Raw genomic sequence first — 21019 nt, forward strand, 5'->3', positions numbered from 1 at the left:
ATCAATATCCATTGAACCAATTCATGCCAATAAACTGCCATAAAGCCATTATGAATAAGCCAAATAATAAATCAGCGACCAACAAGTATAAATACAATCAACGCCCAACTGATTTAAGGCATAAACGAAAATCAACTTCAGTTAACGCATTTTCCCATCAGTCTCCTCGTAAAGTTATTTTATTTAATAAACCCTTTGATGTTTTGCCTCAATTTACTGATGAACAAGGTCGAGACACATTAAAAAACTATATTCCTATTACTGGCATTTATGCTGCTGGCCGCTTAGATAGGGATAGCGAAGGGTTATTAATTTTAACTAACGATGGCAAATTGCAAGCACGCTTAACACAGCCTGAGAAAAAAACAGGGAAAATATACTATGCTCAAGTCGAAGGTATCCCCGAGGAAACCGCATTAATCAAATTTCGCCAAGGTTTACAGTTAAATGATGGGCTAACTCAGCCTGCGGGGGTCGAACTCGTCAACGAACCAGATTGGTTATGGCCAAGAAACCCACCAATCAGAGAACGAAAAAACATCCCAACAAGTTGGCTAAAAATCACTTTATATGAAGGACGAAATCGACAAGTCCGCCGAATGACAGCAAATATTGGTTACCCTACATTACGACTGATCCGCTACCAAGTGGGTGAATTCAGTTTGGGGAACCTTTCTGTTGGTGAATGGAAGGAGGTAAATGTTGTTTAAACCTAATGTCACTGTTGCAACTATCGTACATGCTCAAGGCAAATATTTAGTCGTTGAAGAATGGGTAAATGAAAAGCCAACGTGGAACCAACCCGCTGGGCACTTAGAAGCAAATGAAACACTTTTGCAAGCCGCAAAACGTGAGTTATATGAAGAAACAGGAATTGACGCTTGCCCCTCACAGTTAATTAAAATCCACCAATGGATTGCACCTGATAAGACTCAGTTTATCCGTGTTTTATTTGCTGTCGAGCTAGAGTCCATATGTGAAACACAACCACAAGATAGCGATATTAGCGCTTGTCACTGGGTTAGTGCTCAGGAAATATTAGAAAGCCAATATCTGCGTTCGCCCTTAGTTGCAGAAAGTCTACGCTGTTTCTTGACAGGAACCCACTACCCCCTTGATATCTTGGCTGCATATGGTGAGGACTACCTTTAACGCCCCACATATTGCTTGGTGAAATCTTCATCAAGCAATAATATTCCCCTCAAACGCTGGTGCAACAAGGTCACAACATGCTAAAGTATGGGGCTTGATTTTTCCGCATTGAGACTATTTCCATGTCAAATAACAGTACCATGTCAGACAACAGCCTAAAAAAAGTCATCGTCGGTATGTCCGGTGGTGTTGACTCCTCTGTATCCGCCTATTTGCTGCAACAGCAAGGGTATCAGGTTGAAGGGTTGTTTATGAAGAACTGGGAAGAAGATGACGACACGGAATATTGTTCTGCCGCAGCCGACCTCGCCGATGCCCAAGCCGTTTGTGACAAATTAGGCATTGAATTACATACCATCAATTTTGCAGCAGAATATTGGGATAACGTATTCGAACATTTTTTGACTGAATATAAAGCTGGTCGTACACCAAACCCAGATATCTTATGTAATAAAGAAATCAAATTTAAAGCATTTCTAGAATTTGCCGCTGAAGATTTAGGGGCAGATTACATCGCTACGGGCCATTATGTCCGTCGTCGTGATATTGCAGGCAAAAGCCAGTTATTACGTGGTTTAGATGGCAATAAAGACCAAAGTTATTTTTTATATACCTTAAGTCACCAACAAGTTGCTAAAAGCTTGTTCCCAGTAGGTGAACTTGAAAAGCCTGAAGTACGTCGCATCGCAGAAGAAATTGGTTTAATTACTGCAAAGAAAAAAGACTCTACAGGGATCTGCTTTATTGGTGAACGCAAATTCCGTGATTTCCTAGGCCGCTACCTGCCCGCACAGCCTGGCCCTATCGTTACAGTAGATGGCGAAACCATAGGTCAGCATGAAGGCTTGATGTATCATACATTAGGGCAACGTAAAGGCTTAGGCATTGGTGGGACTAAAGAAGGTTCTGAAGAACCTTGGTATGTCGTCGATAAAGACGTTCAAAATAATGTCCTTATCGTTGCACAAGGGCATGAACACCCTCGTCTAATGTCCGTCGGGTTAATCGCCCAACAATTGCATTGGGTTGACAGAGAAACATTAACCCAGCCTTTACGCTGTGTAGTAAAAACCCGTTATCGCCAAGCGGATATCCCTTGTACTATTACACCATTAAGCGAAGACCGCATAGAGGTTATATTTGAAGCCCCTGTAGCAGCCGTTACGCCAGGGCAATCTGCTGTCTTTTACCTAAATGAAGTTTGTCTCGGCGGCGGCATCATTGAAGCCCGTATTCAGGAGTAAATGTGGCTAAAAACTACTATGATATCACGCTTGCGTTAGCGGGTATCTGCCAAGCAAGCGCAATGGTTCAGAAGCTTGCTCACGAAGGCATTAGTCAAGACCAAGACACCGAAACCATGGTCAATTGCCTCACCAATATGAATCCAAAATCAACATTGGATGTATTTGGTAATGATGAAGCAAACTTAAAAACTGGTCTAAATGCTATGTTGGGCATGTTAACGGGTGGAAATAGTGGTTTATCTGCTGAAATGACCCGCTATATGTTGAGCATTATGGTGCTTGAACGCCGTCTCAATAAAAACCAGGAAGCGATGAATCAACTGGGTCAACGTATTGAGCAATTTGAACGGCAAGCTAGCTATTTTGAGCCTCTATCAGAAGGTGTATTTAATGCGCTTGCTGGTATTTATGTCGATGTTGTCAGCCCTGCTGGCCCACGAATTCAAGTTACAGGCTCCCCTGACATCCTGAAAAATACCTTAGTACAGGCTAAAGTTAGAGCCACTTTACTCGCGGGTATTCGTTGCGCAGTACTTTGGCAGCAAGTAGGTGGAAGCCGTATCCAACTAATGTTCTCTCGCAATCGTCTGGCTAATCAGGCGAAAGATATTTTGTCTCACCTTTAAATCTGGAGTTGCTACCAATGGAATTATCCTCACTGACCGCTGTATCCCCGATTGACGGCCGTTACGGTGATAAAGTCAGCGCTTTACGCACTATATTTAGTGAGTTTGGCTTACTGAAATTTCGTGTGCAAGTTGAAGTTCGTTGGCTACAAAAACTGGCTGCAACCGCTGAAATCAAAGAAGTTCCTTCATTTGATAATGACGCAATCGCTTACTTAGATGAAATTGTCGCGAACTTCTGTGAAAAAGACGCAATGCGCATTAAAGAGATTGAGCGTACAACTAACCATGACGTTAAAGCAGTAGAATATTTCCTAAAAGAAAAAGTGGCAAATATCCCTGCACTACACGCCGTCTCTGAATTTATTCACTTTGCTTGTACATCAGAAGATATCAATAACCTTTCTCATGCTTTAATGTTAAAAACAGCGCGTGAAGAAGTCTTATTACCACAATGGCGCCAAATAATTGATAAAGTTAAAGCGATGGCACATGAGTACCGCAACTTGCCGTTGCTATCTCGCACCCATGGCCAGCCAGCAACACCATCGACTATTGGTAAAGAATTCGCCAACGTCGCCTATCGTTTAGAGCGCCAATATCGTCAGTTACAACAGGTTGAGATTTTAGGTAAAATTAACGGTGCTGTCGGTAACTATAATGCCCATATGGTAGCTTACCCTGAAGTTAACTGGCACGAGTTTAGTGAAACCTTCGTAACCTCTTTAGGTATCCAGTGGAACCCATTCACCACACAAATCGAACCTCATGACTATATTGCGGAACTATTTGATTGTGTCGCACGTTTTAACACGATTGTGTTAGATTTCGACCGTGACATTTGGGGTTACATCGCATTAAACCATTTCAAACAAAAAACAGTAGCTGGTGAAATCGGTTCTTCTACAATGCCACATAAAGTCAACCCTATCGATTTCGAAAATTCTGAAGGTAACTTAGGTTTAGCTAATGCTGTATTAGGTCACCTAGCCAGTAAACTGCCTGTTTCTCGTTGGCAACGTGACTTAACAGACTCCACAGTATTACGTAACTTAGGTGTAGGTTTAGGCTATGCTTTAATAGCCTATCAATCGACCATGAAAGGTTTAAACAAACTGGAAGTGAACGAACAGCACCTGTTGGATGAATTAAACCAAAATTGGGAAGTCTTAGCCGAGCCAATTCAAACCGTTATGCGCCGCTATGGCATTGAAAAACCTTATGAAAAACTGAAAGAACTTACCCGAGGTAAGCGTGTTACCGCTGAGGGGATGAAACAGTTTATTGATGGTTTAGAACTGCCAGAGCATGAAAAAGCGCGCCTCAAAGAAATGACACCTGCTAACTATATTGGTTACGCTGTCACTTTTATTGATGAGCTTAAATAAAACTGATTTAGACTATTTCGGCGGCCTCTGTGCCGCCTTTTTTTACTGATTTGTCTTACCTCTTAATTCCAAAAGCCAACTTCGTCGATAACCTACGTCAAAAACGCGCTGACTTACTAAGAATACGCTATTTTTAGGGTTTGTTTGACTTATATTTACTTAAACGCTTGTTGTTATTCAGAACTCTTTTTACCATAGTGCTACTATTATCATTAATAGCAACTATCATTTCCTTACTGTGAGGGTTTCAGATGCGTATTTTAATCGTCGAAGACAATGCATTACTTCGCCACCATCTAACGGTTCAGCTGAAAGAGCTTGGTCATCAAGTTGATTCCGCTGAAGACGCAAAAGAAGCGGATTACTTTTTGCATGAAAGTTGCCCTGATATTGCAGTTGTCGACTTAGGTTTACCTGAAGAAGACGGCCTTTCAATGATCAAACGCTGGCGCGGTGCGCATGTAAATATCCCAATTTTAGTTCTCACTGCACGTGAAAGCTGGCAAGAAAAAGTTCAAGCTTTAAACAGCGGCGCTGATGATTACGTCACTAAACCTTTCCAATTAGAAGAACTCGTCGCAAGAATGCAGGCACTGATGCGAAGAAATAGCGGCCTAGCCTCACAGGTATTAGAACTAGGTAATTTTGTTATTGATTTATCACGCAAAGAATTCACCGTTAACGGTGAAGCCGTCAAATTAACCGCATTTGAATATACCATCATCGAAACCTTACTACGCAACAATGGCAAAGTCGTCAGCAAAGATTCATTAATGCGCCAACTTTACCCCGATGCTGAACTAAGAGAAAGCCATACAATCGATGTATTAATGGGGCGATTAAGAAAAAAAATACAGCAATTTCATAGTGATGATGTAATTGTCACCGTTCGTGGTCAAGGCTATCGTTTTGATGTGAATGGCTAATATGCAGTTAGGTAAATTTAAATTTAAGCCCCTTTCGCTTCGAGCACGTTTTTTATGTGCAACCTCTGCGGTCATTTTGGCACTCACTTTGTCTTACGGTATCGTTGCCATATTGGGCTATTTAATTAGCTTTGATAAAACAACTTACACCCTTTTGCGTAGTCAAAGTAACTTAATTTATAGCTTGGCACAGTGGCAAAATAATAAAATTGATATCCGTGTTCCCCCTAACTTCACGTTAAATAACCCCACATTAGTGATTATTTATGATGATCAAGGGCAAGTATTATGGCGTCAACGCGATGTGCCTAGCGTTGAAAGGCTGATCCGAAATGATTGGCTAAAAAAGGAAGGGTTATATGAGATTGATACTGACATCCGTGAAACCCGTCAACTGCTTAATGATAACCCTGAGCTAAATAATAAACTGGATGATATGGACAATGATGATGAGCCACTCACCCATTCTGTATCAGTCAGCCAATATGCCGCCAGCGAAAACCTACCAAACCTAACCATTGTCGTGGTGGATACACTTCCACAAGACTTGCAAAATACAGGTCTAGTCTGGGAATGGTTTGGCTATGTGTTACTTGCTAATTTAATTTTAGTTATCCCATTATTATGGCTAGCGGCTTATTGGAGCTTACGCCCAATTAAATCATTAGTTTCACAGCTTGGTAGCTTAGAAAAGGGGGAACGAGATACACTCGATGAAAACCCGCCTTCAGAACTTCGAGGGTTAGTCCGTAACCTCAATATTTTATTAACTAACGAGCGGAAACGTTATAGTAAATACCGAACCACGCTTTCTGACCTGACCCATAGCCTTAAAACCCCATTGGCAGTATTACAATCGACCCTACGCTTGTTACGTTCGGGTAAACAGATGAATATTGACCAAGCAGAACCTATTATGCTTGAACAAATTGGCAGGATCTCACAACAGGTCGGCTACTATTTGCACCGCGCTTCCACACAAGGTGATGAAAACATGATGTTGCGTGAAATTTCATCTGTTCCATCAATATTAGATAGCTTAGCGAGCGCCTTGCATAAAGTTTACCAGCACAAAGGAGTTGCTATCACAGTAGAAGTTTCTCCAGAAATCACTTGGCTCGGTCAGCCTAATGACTTTATGGAAGTCATGGGTAATATTATGGAAAATGCATGCAAATATTGCCTAGAATTTGTCGAAGTCACTGCGGTGACTGGGCCTGATAGCCTAACGTTAATTGTTGATGATGACGGCCCTGGCGTCCCGGAAAGCAAACGCAGTTTAATTTTCGTTCGAGGCCAACGTGCCGATACCCTTCGTCCAGGCCAAGGTCTCGGCTTATCCATCGCGGTCGACATTATTGACCAATATGATGGGGAGATCACAATTAGTGATAGCCCGCTCGGTGGTGCTCGCTTAGCCGTCACATTTAGGCAGCAATCTATGATCGAAGATAGTTAATCTGTGATATTAACCCACTTATTCCCTATTTTATGATACGTTTCCGGTATACTATTTAGGGAGTCTTATTACTAGGGGCTGCTCCAATACTGCTATCTATATTCATATAAATAGCAGCCCTCAATAATTATGGCTAACCTAATTTATTTAAAAGAAGTACTAAGTGACTTACTTCATATATAAAGGTCATTTCGTACCATTATGGCCTGTGGTATTGCCGTAACACCATCAGCAATATTCAACAGCTCCAAGGGACAATAAGATGGATTACAAACTAAATCTAGACTGGCAAAGTTTTCTGGATAGCCACTGGCAGAAGCGCCCACTGCTTATCAAAAAAGGGTTTGCAAATTTTATTGATCCTATCTCACCTGATGAACTTGCAGGTTTGGCGATGGAAGATGAGGTTGATAGCCGTTTAGTCAGCCATAAAGAAGGAATTTGGCAAGTAAGTCATGGCCCATTTGAGAGTTATGATCATCTCGGTGAGAAAAATTGGTCTATTTTAGTCCAAGCCGTTGACCATTGGCACTATCCAAGTTCCGCTCTAATGAAACCATTTCGTGTTCTCTCTGATTGGCGAATGGATGACTTAATGATCTCCTATTCGGTTCCTGGTGGTGGCGTAGGCCCTCATCTTGACCAATACGATGTATTTATTATTCAAGGTGAAGGTCGTCGTCGTTGGCGTGTTGGGGAAAAAATCCCGATGAAACAACATTGCCCTCACCCTGACTTACTACAAGTTCAACCTTTTGATGCCATCATTGATGAAGAAATGGAGCCCGGTGATATTTTGTATATCCCACCAGGGTTCCCGCATGAAGGCTATGCAATTGAGCCATCATTAAACTATTCAGTAGGCTTTCGAGCCCCTAATACGCGTGAGTTAATCAGTAGTTTTGCCGACCATTTAATTTCGAATGATTTAGGCAGCTACCGTTACAGCGACCCTGATTTATCATTCCGTGATAACCCTGCGGAAATTTTACAAGGGGAACAAATTAAATTACGCGAAATGATGGAGTCTCTGATTAATGACCCTGACCTGTTCCGTAAATGGCTTGGTGAATTCATTTCACAATCTCGCCATGAACTAGACATTGCACCACCAGAGCCGCCTTATGAGCATGACGAAATCTATGACTTGCTAAAAACACAACAGGAAACTCTATACAAACTAAACGGGCTCCGAGCATTGCGTGTTGGTGACCAATTTTTTGTTAATGGTGAATGTTTAGAGACCCAGTGCTATGAAGCTGCTGATAGCCTATGTCGTTATGATGCGGTAAACAGCCAAATTTTAGCTGATGCTATCGATGACGTTAACTTTATCGCGCTCATTACCGCATTAGTGAATAATGGTTATTGGTATTTTGATGATTAGTCCATTTTATAAACATTAAATTTACCGAAAACACCCCCAATATTGGTAAAACAATTATTGGGGGTTAAATTTTACTCATTACATTCTAGTTAGCATATAACTTTTATTATCATTCCCAGTTAAACCGAAGCCACCCCCTTTCCCTTTAGATATCTTTATGAATATCTATAAAGTTTGCTTTCCTGTTTATTTTACTTCCGTATCAATAACATTGATAAAAGATTAAGCCCCACAAATAGGCACTCAAAGATAAAGTGTTTTTAAAATTTAATTCTAGAATATTTTTGCTTAGACCGATTAAGCTTGGGCGAATAATTAATAACCTTTCAATGATTATAACTTTATGAATATAGAAACTTTTTTAGCTTTATCCCTGTTTTCATTTGTAACATCCATTACCCCAGGCCCTAATAATATTATGTTACTTGCTTCAGGGGTCAACTTTGGTTTTCAAAAAACGTTACCACATTCGCTTGGTGTTTCAATTGGCTTTTTCATCATGCTTATTGCTGTTGGCTTAGGTGTTGGTGCACTCATTCAATCATTACCACTTGTTTATTCAACATTAAAATACATTGGTATTATTTATTTATTTTGGCTCGCATGGAAAACAACCATCAGCCATTCTATTGCTCAAGTAAATCAGCAAGACATAAAGCCATTAACATTACTTGAGGCTTCATTATTTCAATGGATTAACCCTAAAGCATGGATGATGGCGATATCAGGGATGGCAATGTATACCAATACGATAGAACCTTATATCTCAATATTATTAGTTGCCATCATATTTGCTTTGATAAACTGGCCATGTGTGGCTATTTGGGCAATGTTTGGTAGTAAATTAAGAGAAAAACTGAAGCAACCTAGTACATTAAAACGTTTTAACTTAGTGATGGGTATTTTACTCGCACTAAGTGGTATATCCGTGCTATTGCAATGAAATACCCATAACATAAAACGGAAATTACCCCGCTTGCTCAATAACCTCAGCTCAGTACTTATTGTACTGAGCTTAACAGGTTCATTAAGCCCCTCATGACTGGCGGGCGTGTATTGCGGTAAGTTCAGCAATACGCATAATGACACTAACGGCCTGCTCCATCCCTTCTTGGGTGATAAACTCATGTTTACTATGAAAATTATACCCCCCAGTAAAAATATTTGGGCACGGCAAGCCACGATGTGAAAGCTGAGCACCATCAGTTCCACCGCGGATAGGTTGAATAATAGGGTTAATATCACAATCAATCATGGCCTGTTTTGCTAATTCAACCACATGTGGGTATTTCATTACTTCTTTGTGCATATTGTAGTAGGTATCGTCCAATGTCAGCTCGATATAACAGCTCGGGTGTAAGCCTTCCCCTACTTTTTCAGCAATTCGAATAATATTTTTCTTTCTTGCTTCGAAGCTTACCAAGTCAAAGTCACGAATAATATAGTTCAGTTCTGCTTTTTCTACCGTTCCCTTCATCGATGTTAAATGATAGAAACCTTCATATCCATCCGTCTTTTCGGGAGTTTCATCTGCGGGTAACATCGAATGAATACGGTTAGCTAGCCCTAAAGCATTTACCATCACCCCTTTAGCATTTCCAGGGTGTGTATTATTCCCGACTATTTTGATTGATACATTCGCCGCATTGAAGTTTTCATATTCTAATTCACCAACACCACCGCCATCGACAGTATAAGCCCACAATGCATCAAATTGCTTGAAATCAATATGGCGAGCGCCACGCCCAATTTCTTCATCTGGGGTAAATGCTAAACAAATTTTACCATGTGGAATATTGTTACCTTTTAGGCGCACTAATGCTGTAATAATCTCCGCAATACCCGCCTTATCATCAGCACCAAGTAGCGTCTTACCATCAGTCATAATTAATGTTTTCCCAATCATTTCATGTAAAACTGGGAACATGACAGGGGATAACACTTCATCACCAATCCCAAGGGCAATATCACCACCTCGGTAATTTTCGAGTACTTGTGGGCAAACATTTTTCCCCGAAAAATCAGGTGCCGTATCTAAGTGTGAAATAAAACCAATAGTTGGAACATCCCAATCAACGTTTGACGGCAAATAGGCCATCAAGCAACCTTGATCACTGAGTGTTACCTTTTCGAAACCTAAGTCAATCAGTTCTTTCATTAATGCGCGTGCAAACTTTAGCTGACCGGCACTACTAGGCACTGTTTTAGCATTCAATTTTGATTGCGTATCAAAAGCCGTATATTCAAAAAACCGCTCCAAGAGTTTGTCCATACCCTTCCCCCTCAAATATCAATGTCTGTATTATGGGAAAGATCACAGATTCAATTATTGTCTCAAATCAGCTTTGCTGTTAATGCTTGCAGGTTTTCGCAATAAATCTTTAATGAAATTTATTTTTTACACACTATTTTGATTTTCTCTTGCAACTAACCATTTTTAATACCTAAGACTAGTTAGGGGAATAATTAAATTGTATTATTTTATTAGCCCCCCTATATTTGTTAGTTAAAACAGTGAATTAAGTTAAATATCATTTATCAATTGCACTAATTACCTATTATTATTTATTAATACTGTGCTATATCTGACGCATTATTATTTCGTTTATTATTTTTTATAATAATTAATGTAATTTTTATTCAAGTTATCGGGGCGTTTATGTCAAAAACATATTTGATTTATGGTGTGAGTAAAGGATTGGGCAAAGCACTTGTTGAAGGTATTCCCACAAATGAAGAGCTGGTTTACGGTGTCTCTCGTTCCAAACCCCCGTTTGAGCAAAGTAATTTTACTTGGCTCCCCGCTGACCTAAATGATAGCCAGTCTGCTAATATCATTAAAGATAAGGTTAAAGAACAACCGATTAACACCTTAATTTACAATGTAGGAATTTGGGAAAACTTGGCTTTTAGTGACGATTACCAGTTTGAAACAACTGATGACCTTGAGTTACTCAATATTATCCAGACGAATATCAGCGCCTGTTTATTAAATTTAAAAATGCTATTACCTAATTTACGCTCAGCTGAAAACAGTAAAATAATTTTAATTGGCTCTACATGGGGGCTAGATAATCATAATGGTAAAGAAGTTGCATTTTCCGCCACAAAATATGCCTTAAGGGGAATAGTGCAATCGCTAAGGGAAACATTACGTGAAGATAAAATTGGCATTTCTATCATAAACTTAGGTTATCTTGCTACAGAATACCCATTGTCTGTCCCTGTGGCTGAGGTTATTGAGAAGAGTCACGGGCAATTGATCCCATTACAAGATGTTGTCAATGCAGTACGTTTTATCCTAAGCACCAGTAATGCTACCTGTGTTAAGGAAATCACAATGCCGGCGATGATGGATTTAAATGTATAAAGAGGAATAGCTAAGGGAAATGACCGTTTCCCTTAGCCTGAAGTTGACTTATTTCGTTGTGCTTTTTACCTGTAATTCTGTAATAAGCTTATTAATATATTCCACTACAATTTTACTGGCTAAGCCGTAGTGCTTTTCATCAAACTCACTTTCTACCTGACTCGGTTCTAAATTTAATTCAACTGTATGTGCACCATGTAACTTCGCTTCATGAACAAAGCCCGCTGCCGGATACACATGGCCTGATGTACCAATTGAAATAAAAATAGTCGCTGATTCAATAGATTGATAAATATAATCCATGCCAATAGGCATTTCACCAAACCAAACAATATGTGGACGTAATGGCTGTGGAAACTGACAGCAGTGGCAACGGTCTTCCACTGATAAATCCCCTTTCCACTCGACAACCTGATTTGACCAGTTACAACGTACCTTTAATAATTCACCATGCATATGGATGATACGCTGGCTCCCGGCTCTTTCATGTAAATTATCAATATTTTGAGTGATCAATAAAAAGCGATCGCCAAGTAACTCTTCAAGCTGAGCTAAAGCATAATGCGCCGCATTAGGCTTGATATTTTCTTGCTGTAATTGCCGACGACGCTCATTATAAAAACGTTGAACCAGTTTAGGGTTACGTTCGAAACCTTCCGGCGTTGCAACGTCTTCAACGCGGTGCTCTTCCCATAAACCATCCGCAGAACGAAATGTTTGGATCCCTGACTCAGCTGAAATCCCCGCACCAGTCAATACGACAATATTCACATTTTTCATATTATTTAATCTGTTATCTATATAAAAAGACCGGTTGCGAAGTCGCTGGCGACGTACACATTTATTTTTACGAGCTTTTTTTAATCTATAACGAAATCGCAACATCAAAAACTTCCTTTCATCCATGTAACTAATAAACTTGACACCTAGACGAGACCGAGTACTTGTTTAACGCTGTATTTAGCGGCTCTACTCTCTGATTTATCATTAGTGTACAAATAAATATGCTTCTATATATTTTTATTAGTATATTTCATATTTACATATTCAACTTTGCACTATCTTAATGTTAACACACTAGAACTCATCACAATGACGAATGCAAATAAAAATATCGAGGGCATCGAACTTGTCACTTTTTCTTCATAAAACTGACATCTTTCTTTCATATTAATCCCCAATATCCCTAGAACTGTAAAACAATAAAAAAAACCTTCTTGATATGACTACCTACGGTTAATATACCGCTCGTCGATTTTGCTGTAATGATTATTCACCATTAAAAGGGATTGCATGGAAAAGTTTTTCGAAAAAACAATGTATGCTTCACGCTGGATTTTAGCGCCAATTTATTTCGGGCTTTCACTGACACTGTTGGCATTAACTATTAAGTTCTTTCAAGAACTGTTCCATATTTTACCGAATATTTTAGCAATACCAGAGGCAGATCTCATCCTCACATTGCTCTCATTAATTGATATGGCATTAGTCGGTGGGTTATTAGTGATGGTGATGTTTTCAGGATATGAAAACTTTGTCTCCCAAATGGATATCCCAGAAGAAAGTGAAAAGTTAGGTTGGCTAGGTAAAATGGATGCCTCGTCACTGAAGAATAAAGTGGCTGCATCTATTGTCGCAATTTCATCAATTCACTTATTGAAAATTTTTATGGACTTAAAAAGCGTTTCGAACGATAAACTAATGTGGTATGTGATCATTCATTTAACCTTTGTTTTATCTGCTTTTGTCATGGGCTATTTAGATAAAATGACTAAAAAATAGCAACATGACCGCCTATAGCTACAGCTCTGATTAAAACTAATTTAATAGCCTATTTTATCAATAATAGGCTATTAAACGCCCCCTCTAACGCATCTTTAACACACTGAATACTCGCCATTTATGCTATCCTAACCACCTACTTGCCTATTGATTATAAGGAATATTTTAATGAGCGAGCACTTTGTCGGTAAATATGAAGCTGAAATTAAATTTCGGTTACCAAACCCTGAGAGTTTTCTACAAAAAATAAAAGCCGACCAAGCTGAGCCATTTACTGAAAATAATTCAGAAACTGATTATTTCTATGACAGTGAAAATTCGCCACTTGTAGCGAATAATATTAGCATGTGTGTTCGTGAGATGGTTCCGTCAGGGATTAAGTTATGGATAGTCAAGGGCCCAGGTTCTTCCGAATGTAAAGCAATTAATATTGATGACTGCCAACATGTGCAAAATATGTTAGTAACACTAGGTTATCACTGTAGTTTGGTGACAACAAAAGTTCGTAGTATTTACTTCCTGAATGATGTTCATATCACCATAGACCATCTTGCTGGCATCGGTTGGTTTGCCGAATTCGCTATCATGACGGACGATAGTCGTTTACTCAAACACTTATATAACAAATTATTAAGTGTTGCGATGACATATGGTTTCACGGAAGCGATGATTGAAAAGCGTAGCTATAAACAAATGTTCTTAGAAACACAAACCCAATAAAGAAGCCAATCACCTTAAAGCCTATTGCTAAGGTGATTGGCTGAGTGTGCACTGATTATTGACCACTAAGGATGCGAGCTGGGTCTAATTTGCTTGCTCGGCGAGCTGGGTACCAACTTGCCACCAAACTTAAAATAATCGTTGTGATTAAAACATAGACCACATCCATCATATGCAATTCAGAAGGCAGAAAATCGATAAAGTAAACATCTCCAGATAGAATTGGGTGACCGACTACTTTTTCTATCCCTTTGATTATAGTTGTTAAATTTAAGGATATCGTTATACCTAATACAACACCAATCAAAGAGCCAACTAAGCCACCTAATAACCCATACCATAAGAAAATAGCACGGATTTGCCCATCCTTAGCCCCTAGCGTCCGTAGTACAGCAATATCACTGCTTTTATCTTTAACTGCCATCACAAGAGTCGATACAATATTAAAGCATGCAACGCCAATCACTAGGATCATAGCTAAGTACATAATACTTCTAACCATTTGAATATCATTGTACATATAGCCGTAATCACCAATCCAGCTTTTAACGATGACATGATGCATTGTCTTTAACCCAGCATCATAAACCACCTTATCGGCGATAAAAGGATCTGTTGCTTTAATTTCGAAACCTGTCACGCCATCACCGTAATCAAGGTATTCTTGAGCATCCGCAAGCGGCACTAAAGCAAGTTGGTGATCCAATAAACCACTAAGCTTAAACACCCCCGTTACCTGAACACGAATACGTTTAGGCTGTTGGATTTTCAAACTTTCATCCGTATTGGGGATCATGATTGTAACCCAGTCCCCTTCCTTAACATTCAACGCATTAGCAACGCCTTGCCCCAAAATAATGGATTGTTTTCCTGCTTCAAAATGCTCCCATGCATCGTTAAGGATAAACTGTGGCAATGCACTAACTTGCGATTGCGTTTCGCGAGAAACTCCCATCACTTGGATTGCTTTTAAATTCGCCCCCCGCTCAAGCAACCCTGTAAAATTGATGTATGGGCTCACGGCTTCCACACCTGGGGTTTTGCGAATGACTTGTTCGGCAAAATCTAAATCTTTATAAGGGGGCTTTACTGCATATATCTGGCCATGTGGGACCACAGATAGCACGCGGTTATTTAATTCGCGCTCAAAACCATTCATGGCACTCAAGCCGATGACTAAAACAGCAACGCCAAGCACAATACCCAATGTCGACACTATCGACACCAAAGAAACCAACCCCGTCCGACGGCGACCACGACTAAAGCGTAACGCTGTTAATAATGTAAGAGGCATTTTAAACATTACCGAGCCCCCAAGGTAACTTCCTGTTGTAAGTGCCCGTCACGCATTTCCAATTGGCGGGATAAACGGCGCGCCAATGTCATATCATGAGTGACAACTAAAAAAGCAGTACGTTGTGTACGATTTAGCTCCCCCAATAACTCAAAAATGGCATCTGCGTTACGTAAATCAAGATTCCCCGTTGGTTCATCAGCTAATACTAAAGCGGGCTCATTAACCAACGCTCTGGCGATTGCCACCCGTTGACGCTCCCCCCCTGATAACTCAGAAGGCCTATGCCCTGCACGATGTGCCAAACCTACCGCTTCTAACATTTCTGTCGCTTTAGTCAATGCCAATTCTTTTGCAGCACCACCAATTAACAGTGGCATAGCCACATTTTCAAGTGCCGTAAAGTCAGGTAGTAGGTGGTGGAATTGATAAATAAAGCCTAAATCCTTATTTCGAATAGCAGCGCGTTCATCAGAAGACAATTGATTAATATGCTGCCCACGAAAAATTACATTCCCTTCAGATGGCGTATCTAAACCACCAAGTAAATGTAATAAGGTACTTTTACCAGACCCGGAGCTCCCCACAATGGCCATCATTTCGCCAAGCCCCATAGAAAAGCTGACATTTTTTAGCACTTGCGTAGACAATGCCCCTTCTTGATAGGTTTTATTTAAATTTTCACAGACAAGAAGTGGTTGTTTATTCATAACGTAAAGCCTCAGCAGGTTGGACTGCTGCTGCACGCCAAGAAGGATAAAGCGTCGCAAGCAGTGAAATCAGCATCGCACTTAGTGCAATAATTAAAATACCTGAGTAATCAAGTACAATCGGTAGAGATACACCTTTTGGTAATAAACCAATCAGTGGCATGATAAAATTTAACTGGCTAGACAATAGTGTACCAAGTACCGTCCCCACTAGTGAGCCAATCACCCCTGCGCCTGCGCCTTGGATCATAAAGATGGCTAAAATACGCCAGCGTTTTAGACCGAGGGTTTTTAATATTGCAACTTCACCTTGTTTTTCCATCACCAGAAGTGATAACGAAGTGATAATATTAAAAGCTGCCACCGCAATAATTAGGCTAAGTAGTAAACCCATCATATTTTTTTCCATGCGTACAGCTTGAAAAAACTCCCCTTTGCGTTCTCGCCAATCCGTCCATACCAACCCGCTAGGCAATGCTTGCTTACTTAGTTCATCCACTTTTAAAGGTTCATCTAAATACAAACGCCACCCAGTAATACGACCAGCTGGATAACGCAACATACGTGCTGCATCTTGCTGCGCAACAATCAATTCACTGGTATCCGCTTCGCCATTGGTTTGGAAAATACCTGCGACGTTAAACAAACGCTGACTTGGAATACGCCCCATTGGCGTTAACTGGCTCACACCCGGAATGATTAAACGGACTTCATCCCCCCGCTTAACTCCTAAATTTTCCGCCAGTTTATTCCCCAAAAACACATTGTAGCTACCTGCTTTTAGGTCCTCTCGTTGGCCACTAATCAGTTTGTCTAATAGCAAAGAAGGTTCTGCTGGTTCGATTCCCCCCATCATTCCAACACCAACATTGGTGCGGCTTTGTAGTACGACATCAGATTGTACAATGGGAGCTATGTGGTTAACCCCTTTTAAATTCTGTAAGGCCTTTATGGGGTGTTGGGCTGGGTCGATATTTCCAGATGCTGAGGTTAAAATTGCCTGCGGCATATAAGCAAGTATGCTATCTTGTAGCGATCGCTCGAAACCATTCATCACTGATGTAACCGTAATTAATGCCGTAACGCCCAGTGTGATGCCGATTGCTGACAAACTGGAAACAAAGCGCCCGAATTTATCGGCAGCGCGTCCACGTAAATAGCGTAGACCTATAAATAATGAGACAGATTGGTGCATGAAGTCTATGATGCCCCTGTTGCCAAAGCGAAGTGTTCAGCGATAATAAAGGGTACGATTGATGAATGGAACCACTCACGGGTATTTTTTCTTATTTGAGTGCCTTTTTGTCTGACTTTCAGACAAATTACGAGTTAAAACCGATTGTATTATTGTGAATTTTATTGTTTAACTATCTATTGGTTAATTTAAGTATTAATCATAAAAAAACTGGCTATCATTATATTGAATTTTGTTTAATTGCTTAACTAATCGCTGTGAGATACCAAAGATTTCTATGTCGTCAAAATTTCGTTATGAACTCCCTAGTCGTAGTGGCGATGTCCGCCATTTAGGTTGCCTTATCGGGGCGGCTGGTGCGCTTGAATGTGGAGAAATGATCCAACGTCATCAAGGGCCTGTTGTTATTGTCACTCGTGATATGCAAAATACTTTGCGCTTACGTGATGAAATTCAACAATTTACACATCATCCTATTGAAACCCTTTCTGATTGGGAAACATTGCCTTATGACAATTTCTCCCCACATCAAGAAATCATTTCTCATCGTTTATCAACACTATACCGCTTACCATCTATGCAAAAAGGCGCATTAATCCTTCCGGTTAATACGCTTATGCAGAAAGTTTGTCCCCCTGATTTTTTAACTAGCCATGCATTGGTCATGGCAAAAGGCGATAAACTTTCCCGTGATAATTTACGTGCCGAATTAGACAAAGCAGGCTATCGCCATGTTGAGCAAGTTCTAGAGCATGGCGAGTATGCAACCCGTGGGGCGTTATTAGATTTATTCCCAATGGGCAGTACATTACCATTTCGTATTGATTTCTTTGATGATGAAATTGATAGTTTGCGAACTTTTGACGTTGACTCACAACGAACACTTGAGGAAGTTAGCCATATCAATCTCCTCCCTGCTCACGAGTTTCCAACAGATAAAGACGCAATTGAACGTTTCCGTAGCCAGTGGCGGGAACGCTTTGACGTTCGCCGTGACCCAGAGCACATTTACCAGCAAGTCAGTAAAAATACGTTACCAACTGGTATCGAATATTGGCAGCCTTTATTTTTTTCACAGCCTCTGCCCTCGTTATTTGATTATTTACCGTCATCTAGTTTATTGGTTTCACAAAATCTACAAGAAGCCGCAGAACGCTTTCAACTCGATACGTTGCAACGTTATGATAGCCGTAGGGTTGACCCAATGCGGCCATTACTCCCCCCTACAGACTTATGGTTAACCGTTGAACAGCTCAACCAATCATTAAAACAATGGCCTCGTGTTCAATTATCCGCTGAATCTTTAGCTCCCAAAGCCGCTAATACGAATTTAGACTATTTACCGCTACCGGACATCAGTACTCAAGGCCAAAGCAAGGCCCCTTTAGACAAACTTCGTCAATTCACGGAACAGTTTGATGGCAAGATCATCTTTTCTGTGGAAAGTGAAGGTCGCCGTGAAACAGTCACAGAACTGTTAGCTCGCTTGAAAATTCGCCCTGAAATTATTGATCATTACGCAAGTCACATTGATAGCCGTTTTGCTATTACTATCGGCGCAGCTGAGCATGGTTTTATTCAAGTCGATGCCCATAAAGCGTTGATATGCGAAAGCGACCTGTTAGGTGAACGCGTTGTTCGTCGTCGTACTGATAACCGCCGAACAATTAATACCGATACACTGATCCGTAACTTAGCTGAATTACGTCCGGGGCAACCCGTCGTCCATATTGAACACGGCGTTGGTCGCTATCAAGGGTTAATCACCCTAGAAGCCGGTGGCATTAAAGCAGAATACTTAATCTTAACTTATGCAGGTGAAGATAAACTCTATGTTCCGGTCTCGTCACTGCATTTAATTAGCCGCTATGCGGGTGGTGCGGATGAAAATGCGCCATTACATAAGCTAGGCAGTGATAGCTGGGGACGTGCCCGCCAAAAAGCGGCTGAAAAAGTACGTGATGTTGCAGCAGAGCTGCTGGATATTTACGCACAGCGTGCAGCCAAAGCGGGCTTTGCCTTCAAACATGATAAAGAACAGTACCAAGAGTTTTGCCAAGGTTTTCCTTTCGAAACAACCCCTGACCAAGAGATGGCAATTAATGCTGTACTCAGTGATATGTGCCAACCATTAGCTATGGATAGGTTGGTATGCGGTGATGTTGGGTTCGGTAAAACCGAGGTGGCTATGCGTGCAGCATTCCTAGCTATCAACAATGATAAGCAGGTGGCTGTTTTAGTTCCAACCACCTTACTTGCACAACAGCATTATGACAATTTCAAAGACCGATTCGCCAATTGGCCTGTGCGTATAGAAATGTTGTCTCGCTTTAAAACGGCGAAAGAGCAGCAACAGATTATTGCTGAGACTGCAGAAGGCAAAGTTGATATTTTAATTGGCACTCATAAACTGCTACAAAGTGATTTAGTATGGAAAGATTTGGGCTTATTGGTAGTAGATGAAGAGCACCGCTTTGGCGTCCGTCATAAAGAACGAATAAAAGCTATGCGTGCAGACGTTGATATTTTAACACTTACAGCAACTCCTATTCCTCGGACACTGAATATGGCAATGAGTGGTATGCGCGATCTATCCATTATCGCCACGCCGCCAGCACGCCGTTTAGCTGTAAAAACCTTTGTTCGCCAATATGACGAGCTCGTGGTACGTGAAGCCATTTTACGTGAAACACTACGTGGGGGCCAAGTTTACTACTTATACAATGATGTTGAAAATATTGAAAAAGCCAAAGCGCGCCTTGAAGAACTAGTCCCTGAGGCTCGTTTCGTTGTTGGTCATGGCCAAATGCGGGAGCGGGAATTAGAACGGGTGATGACCGACTTCCATCATCAACGTTTTAATGTCTTGATATGTACGACTATTATCGAAACGGGTATCGATATTCCTACTGCAAATACCATTATCATTGAACGAGCTGACCATTTTGGGTTAGCACAATTGCATCAATTACGTGGTCGAGTCGGCCGGTCACACCACCAAGCTTATGCTTACTTACTCACACCGCATCCTAAAGCAATGACAACAGATGCCCACAAGCGTCTCGAAGCCATTTCTTCACTTGAAGATTTAGGGGCTGGGTTCGCACTTGCGACTCATGATTTAGAAATTCGAGGTGCAGGAGAATTACTTGGCGAAGACCAAAGCGGGCAGATGACAACTGTTGGCTTTACCTTATATATGGAACTGTTAGAAAGCGCGGTCGAGGCCCTAAAAGAAGGGCGTGAACCTTCACTGGAAGACTTAACTAGCCAACAAACTGAAGTTGAGCTACGGATGCCGGTTCTTTTGCCTGACGATTATATACACGATGTAAATATGCGACTGTCTTTTTATAAACGGATAGCCAGTGCAAAAGATAATCAAGAATTAAACGAATTACGTACCGAGTTAATTGACCGTTTTGGCACCCTCCCTGATGCAGGCAAGTTCCTTTTAACGTCTGCTGCAATTCGTTTGCAAGCTCAAGCTTTAGGTATTAAGCGTATTGAAGCCCATGAGAAAGGGGGTTTTATTGAGTTTAGTGAGAAAAATAAAGTCGAACCGGGCTTCTTGATCAGCTTGTTACAAAATCAACCACAAACTTATCGCTTAGAGGGTCCCGTCCGACTGAAGTTTTTCCATGATTTAGCGGAAAGGACAACTCGGCTTGAGTTTATAAAACAACTATTAACCAGTTTTGAAGAACACCAATTAACCTAAAAAACCCAAGGTGTAAAAATGTTACAGGCAATCAATTAAGAT

18 protein-coding genes are annotated in these 21019 nt (G+C 40.7%); 13 read left to right on the forward strand and 5 right to left on the reverse strand.

Going from position 1 to position 21019, the window contains the following annotated elements; all coding sequences use genetic code 11:
* Nucleotides 1-50 precede the first annotated feature (50 nt).
* From rluE to ACIPUA_RS09760, 9 genes are all read left to right on the forward strand, one after another.
* On the forward strand, nucleotides 51-710 hold the full coding sequence (rluE, locus tag ACIPUA_RS09720; protein ID WP_181468562.1) for a 23S rRNA pseudouridine(2457) synthase RluE: 660 nt from the start codon (nucleotides 51-53) through the stop codon (nucleotides 708-710).
* Nucleotides 703-1152 (forward strand): NUDIX domain-containing protein, encoded by a 450-nt coding sequence (locus tag ACIPUA_RS09725; RefSeq protein ID WP_042844307.1) that lies wholly within the window; start codon nucleotides 703-705, stop codon nucleotides 1150-1152. Before rluE ends, ACIPUA_RS09725 begins: the two co-directional genes overlap by 8 nt.
* 140 nt (nucleotides 1153-1292) lie before the next feature.
* Nucleotides 1293-2396 carry a tRNA 2-thiouridine(34) synthase MnmA gene (gene mnmA / locus ACIPUA_RS09730; protein ID WP_042844306.1) on the forward strand — a complete coding sequence of 368 codons (1104 nt, stop codon included), beginning with the start codon at nucleotides 1293-1295 and terminating at the stop codon, nucleotides 2394-2396.
* A gap of 2 nt (nucleotides 2397-2398) precedes the next feature.
* Nucleotides 2399-3025, forward strand: a complete 627-nt coding sequence (gene hflD, locus ACIPUA_RS09735) for a high frequency lysogenization protein HflD (protein ID WP_042843472.1) — start codon at nucleotides 2399-2401, stop codon at nucleotides 3023-3025.
* A gap of 17 nt (nucleotides 3026-3042) precedes the next feature.
* Complete coding sequence (gene purB / locus ACIPUA_RS09740; RefSeq protein ID WP_042843471.1) at nucleotides 3043-4413, forward strand: adenylosuccinate lyase; 1371 nt, start codon at nucleotides 3043-3045, stop codon at nucleotides 4411-4413.
* 251 nt (nucleotides 4414-4664) lie between these two features.
* Nucleotides 4665-5339, forward strand: a complete 675-nt coding sequence (gene phoP, locus ACIPUA_RS09745; RefSeq protein ID WP_048607402.1) for a two-component system response regulator PhoP — start codon at nucleotides 4665-4667, stop codon at nucleotides 5337-5339.
* A 1-nt stretch (nucleotide 5340) separates the two neighbouring features.
* Nucleotides 5341-6798: a two-component system sensor histidine kinase PhoQ gene (gene phoQ, locus ACIPUA_RS09750; protein ID WP_173424794.1), complete on the forward strand. Its 1458-nt coding sequence runs from the start codon at nucleotides 5341-5343 to the stop codon at nucleotides 6796-6798.
* 262 nt (nucleotides 6799-7060) lie between these two features.
* Nucleotides 7061-8185, forward strand: a complete 1125-nt coding sequence (locus tag ACIPUA_RS09755) for a ribosomal protein uL16 3-hydroxylase (RefSeq protein WP_042843468.1) — start codon at nucleotides 7061-7063, stop codon at nucleotides 8183-8185.
* A gap of 343 nt (nucleotides 8186-8528) precedes the next feature.
* The gene (locus ACIPUA_RS09760) at nucleotides 8529-9128 is read left to right on the forward strand and encodes a LysE family translocator (RefSeq protein WP_042843467.1); all 600 of its coding nucleotides are present in this window, start codon (nucleotides 8529-8531) and stop codon (nucleotides 9126-9128) included.
* Between the two features lie 93 nt (nucleotides 9129-9221).
* Here ACIPUA_RS09760 and pepT read toward each other — a convergent pair whose 3' ends face one another.
* Entirely contained in the window at nucleotides 9222-10457 is a 1236-nt protein-coding gene (pepT, locus tag ACIPUA_RS09765; RefSeq protein WP_042843466.1) for a peptidase T, read from the reverse strand.
* A gap of 387 nt (nucleotides 10458-10844) precedes the next feature.
* On the opposite strand from pepT, the gene ACIPUA_RS09770 reads away from it, so the two are divergent.
* Nucleotides 10845-11555: an SDR family oxidoreductase gene (locus tag ACIPUA_RS09770; RefSeq protein WP_042843465.1), complete on the forward strand. Its 711-nt coding sequence runs from the start codon at nucleotides 10845-10847 to the stop codon at nucleotides 11553-11555.
* Nucleotides 11556-11603: 48 nt separating this feature from the next.
* Here the strand turns inward: ACIPUA_RS09770 and cobB are convergent, their stop codons facing one another.
* Nucleotides 11604-12437 carry a Sir2 family NAD+-dependent deacetylase gene (gene cobB / locus ACIPUA_RS09775; RefSeq protein WP_042844305.1) on the reverse strand — a complete coding sequence of 278 codons (834 nt, stop codon included), beginning with the start codon at nucleotides 12435-12437 and terminating at the stop codon, nucleotides 11604-11606.
* Between the two features lie 411 nt (nucleotides 12438-12848).
* On the opposite strand from cobB, the gene ACIPUA_RS09780 reads away from it, so the two are divergent.
* Together ACIPUA_RS09780 and ACIPUA_RS09785 are read left to right on the forward strand one after the other, a co-directional pair.
* Entirely contained in the window at nucleotides 12849-13337 is a 489-nt protein-coding gene (locus ACIPUA_RS09780) for a TIGR00645 family protein (RefSeq protein WP_042843464.1), read from the forward strand.
* A 168-nt stretch (nucleotides 13338-13505) separates the two neighbouring features.
* On the forward strand, nucleotides 13506-14057 hold the full coding sequence (locus ACIPUA_RS09785) for a class IV adenylate cyclase (RefSeq protein WP_449059611.1): 552 nt from the start codon (nucleotides 13506-13508) through the stop codon (nucleotides 14055-14057).
* Between the two features lie 55 nt (nucleotides 14058-14112).
* Here ACIPUA_RS09785 and lolE read toward each other — a convergent pair whose 3' ends face one another.
* From lolE to lolC, 3 genes are read right to left on the reverse strand one after another with little or no spacing between them, the layout of a single operon-like run.
* Nucleotides 14113-15360 carry a lipoprotein-releasing ABC transporter permease subunit LolE gene (lolE, locus tag ACIPUA_RS09790; protein ID WP_042843462.1) on the reverse strand — a complete coding sequence of 416 codons (1248 nt, stop codon included), beginning with the start codon at nucleotides 15358-15360 and terminating at the stop codon, nucleotides 14113-14115.
* Nucleotides 15360-16061: a lipoprotein-releasing ABC transporter ATP-binding protein LolD gene (gene lolD / locus ACIPUA_RS09795; protein WP_042843461.1), complete on the reverse strand. Its 702-nt coding sequence runs from the start codon at nucleotides 16059-16061 to the stop codon at nucleotides 15360-15362. The genes lolE and lolD overlap by 1 nt, the downstream gene beginning before the upstream one ends.
* The gene (gene lolC, locus ACIPUA_RS09800; protein ID WP_042843460.1) at nucleotides 16054-17256 is read right to left on the reverse strand and encodes a lipoprotein-releasing ABC transporter permease subunit LolC; all 1203 of its coding nucleotides are present in this window, start codon (nucleotides 17254-17256) and stop codon (nucleotides 16054-16056) included. The genes lolD and lolC overlap by 8 nt, the downstream gene beginning before the upstream one ends.
* 277 nt (nucleotides 17257-17533) lie before the next feature.
* On the opposite strand from lolC, the gene mfd reads away from it, so the two are divergent.
* Nucleotides 17534-20977 (forward strand): transcription-repair coupling factor, encoded by a 3444-nt coding sequence (gene mfd, locus ACIPUA_RS09805; RefSeq protein ID WP_449059612.1) that lies wholly within the window; start codon nucleotides 17534-17536, stop codon nucleotides 20975-20977.
* The last annotated feature ends 42 nt before the right edge of the window (nucleotides 20978-21019 follow it).

It is taken from the genome of Providencia sp. AGC89, from assembly GCF_053543535.1.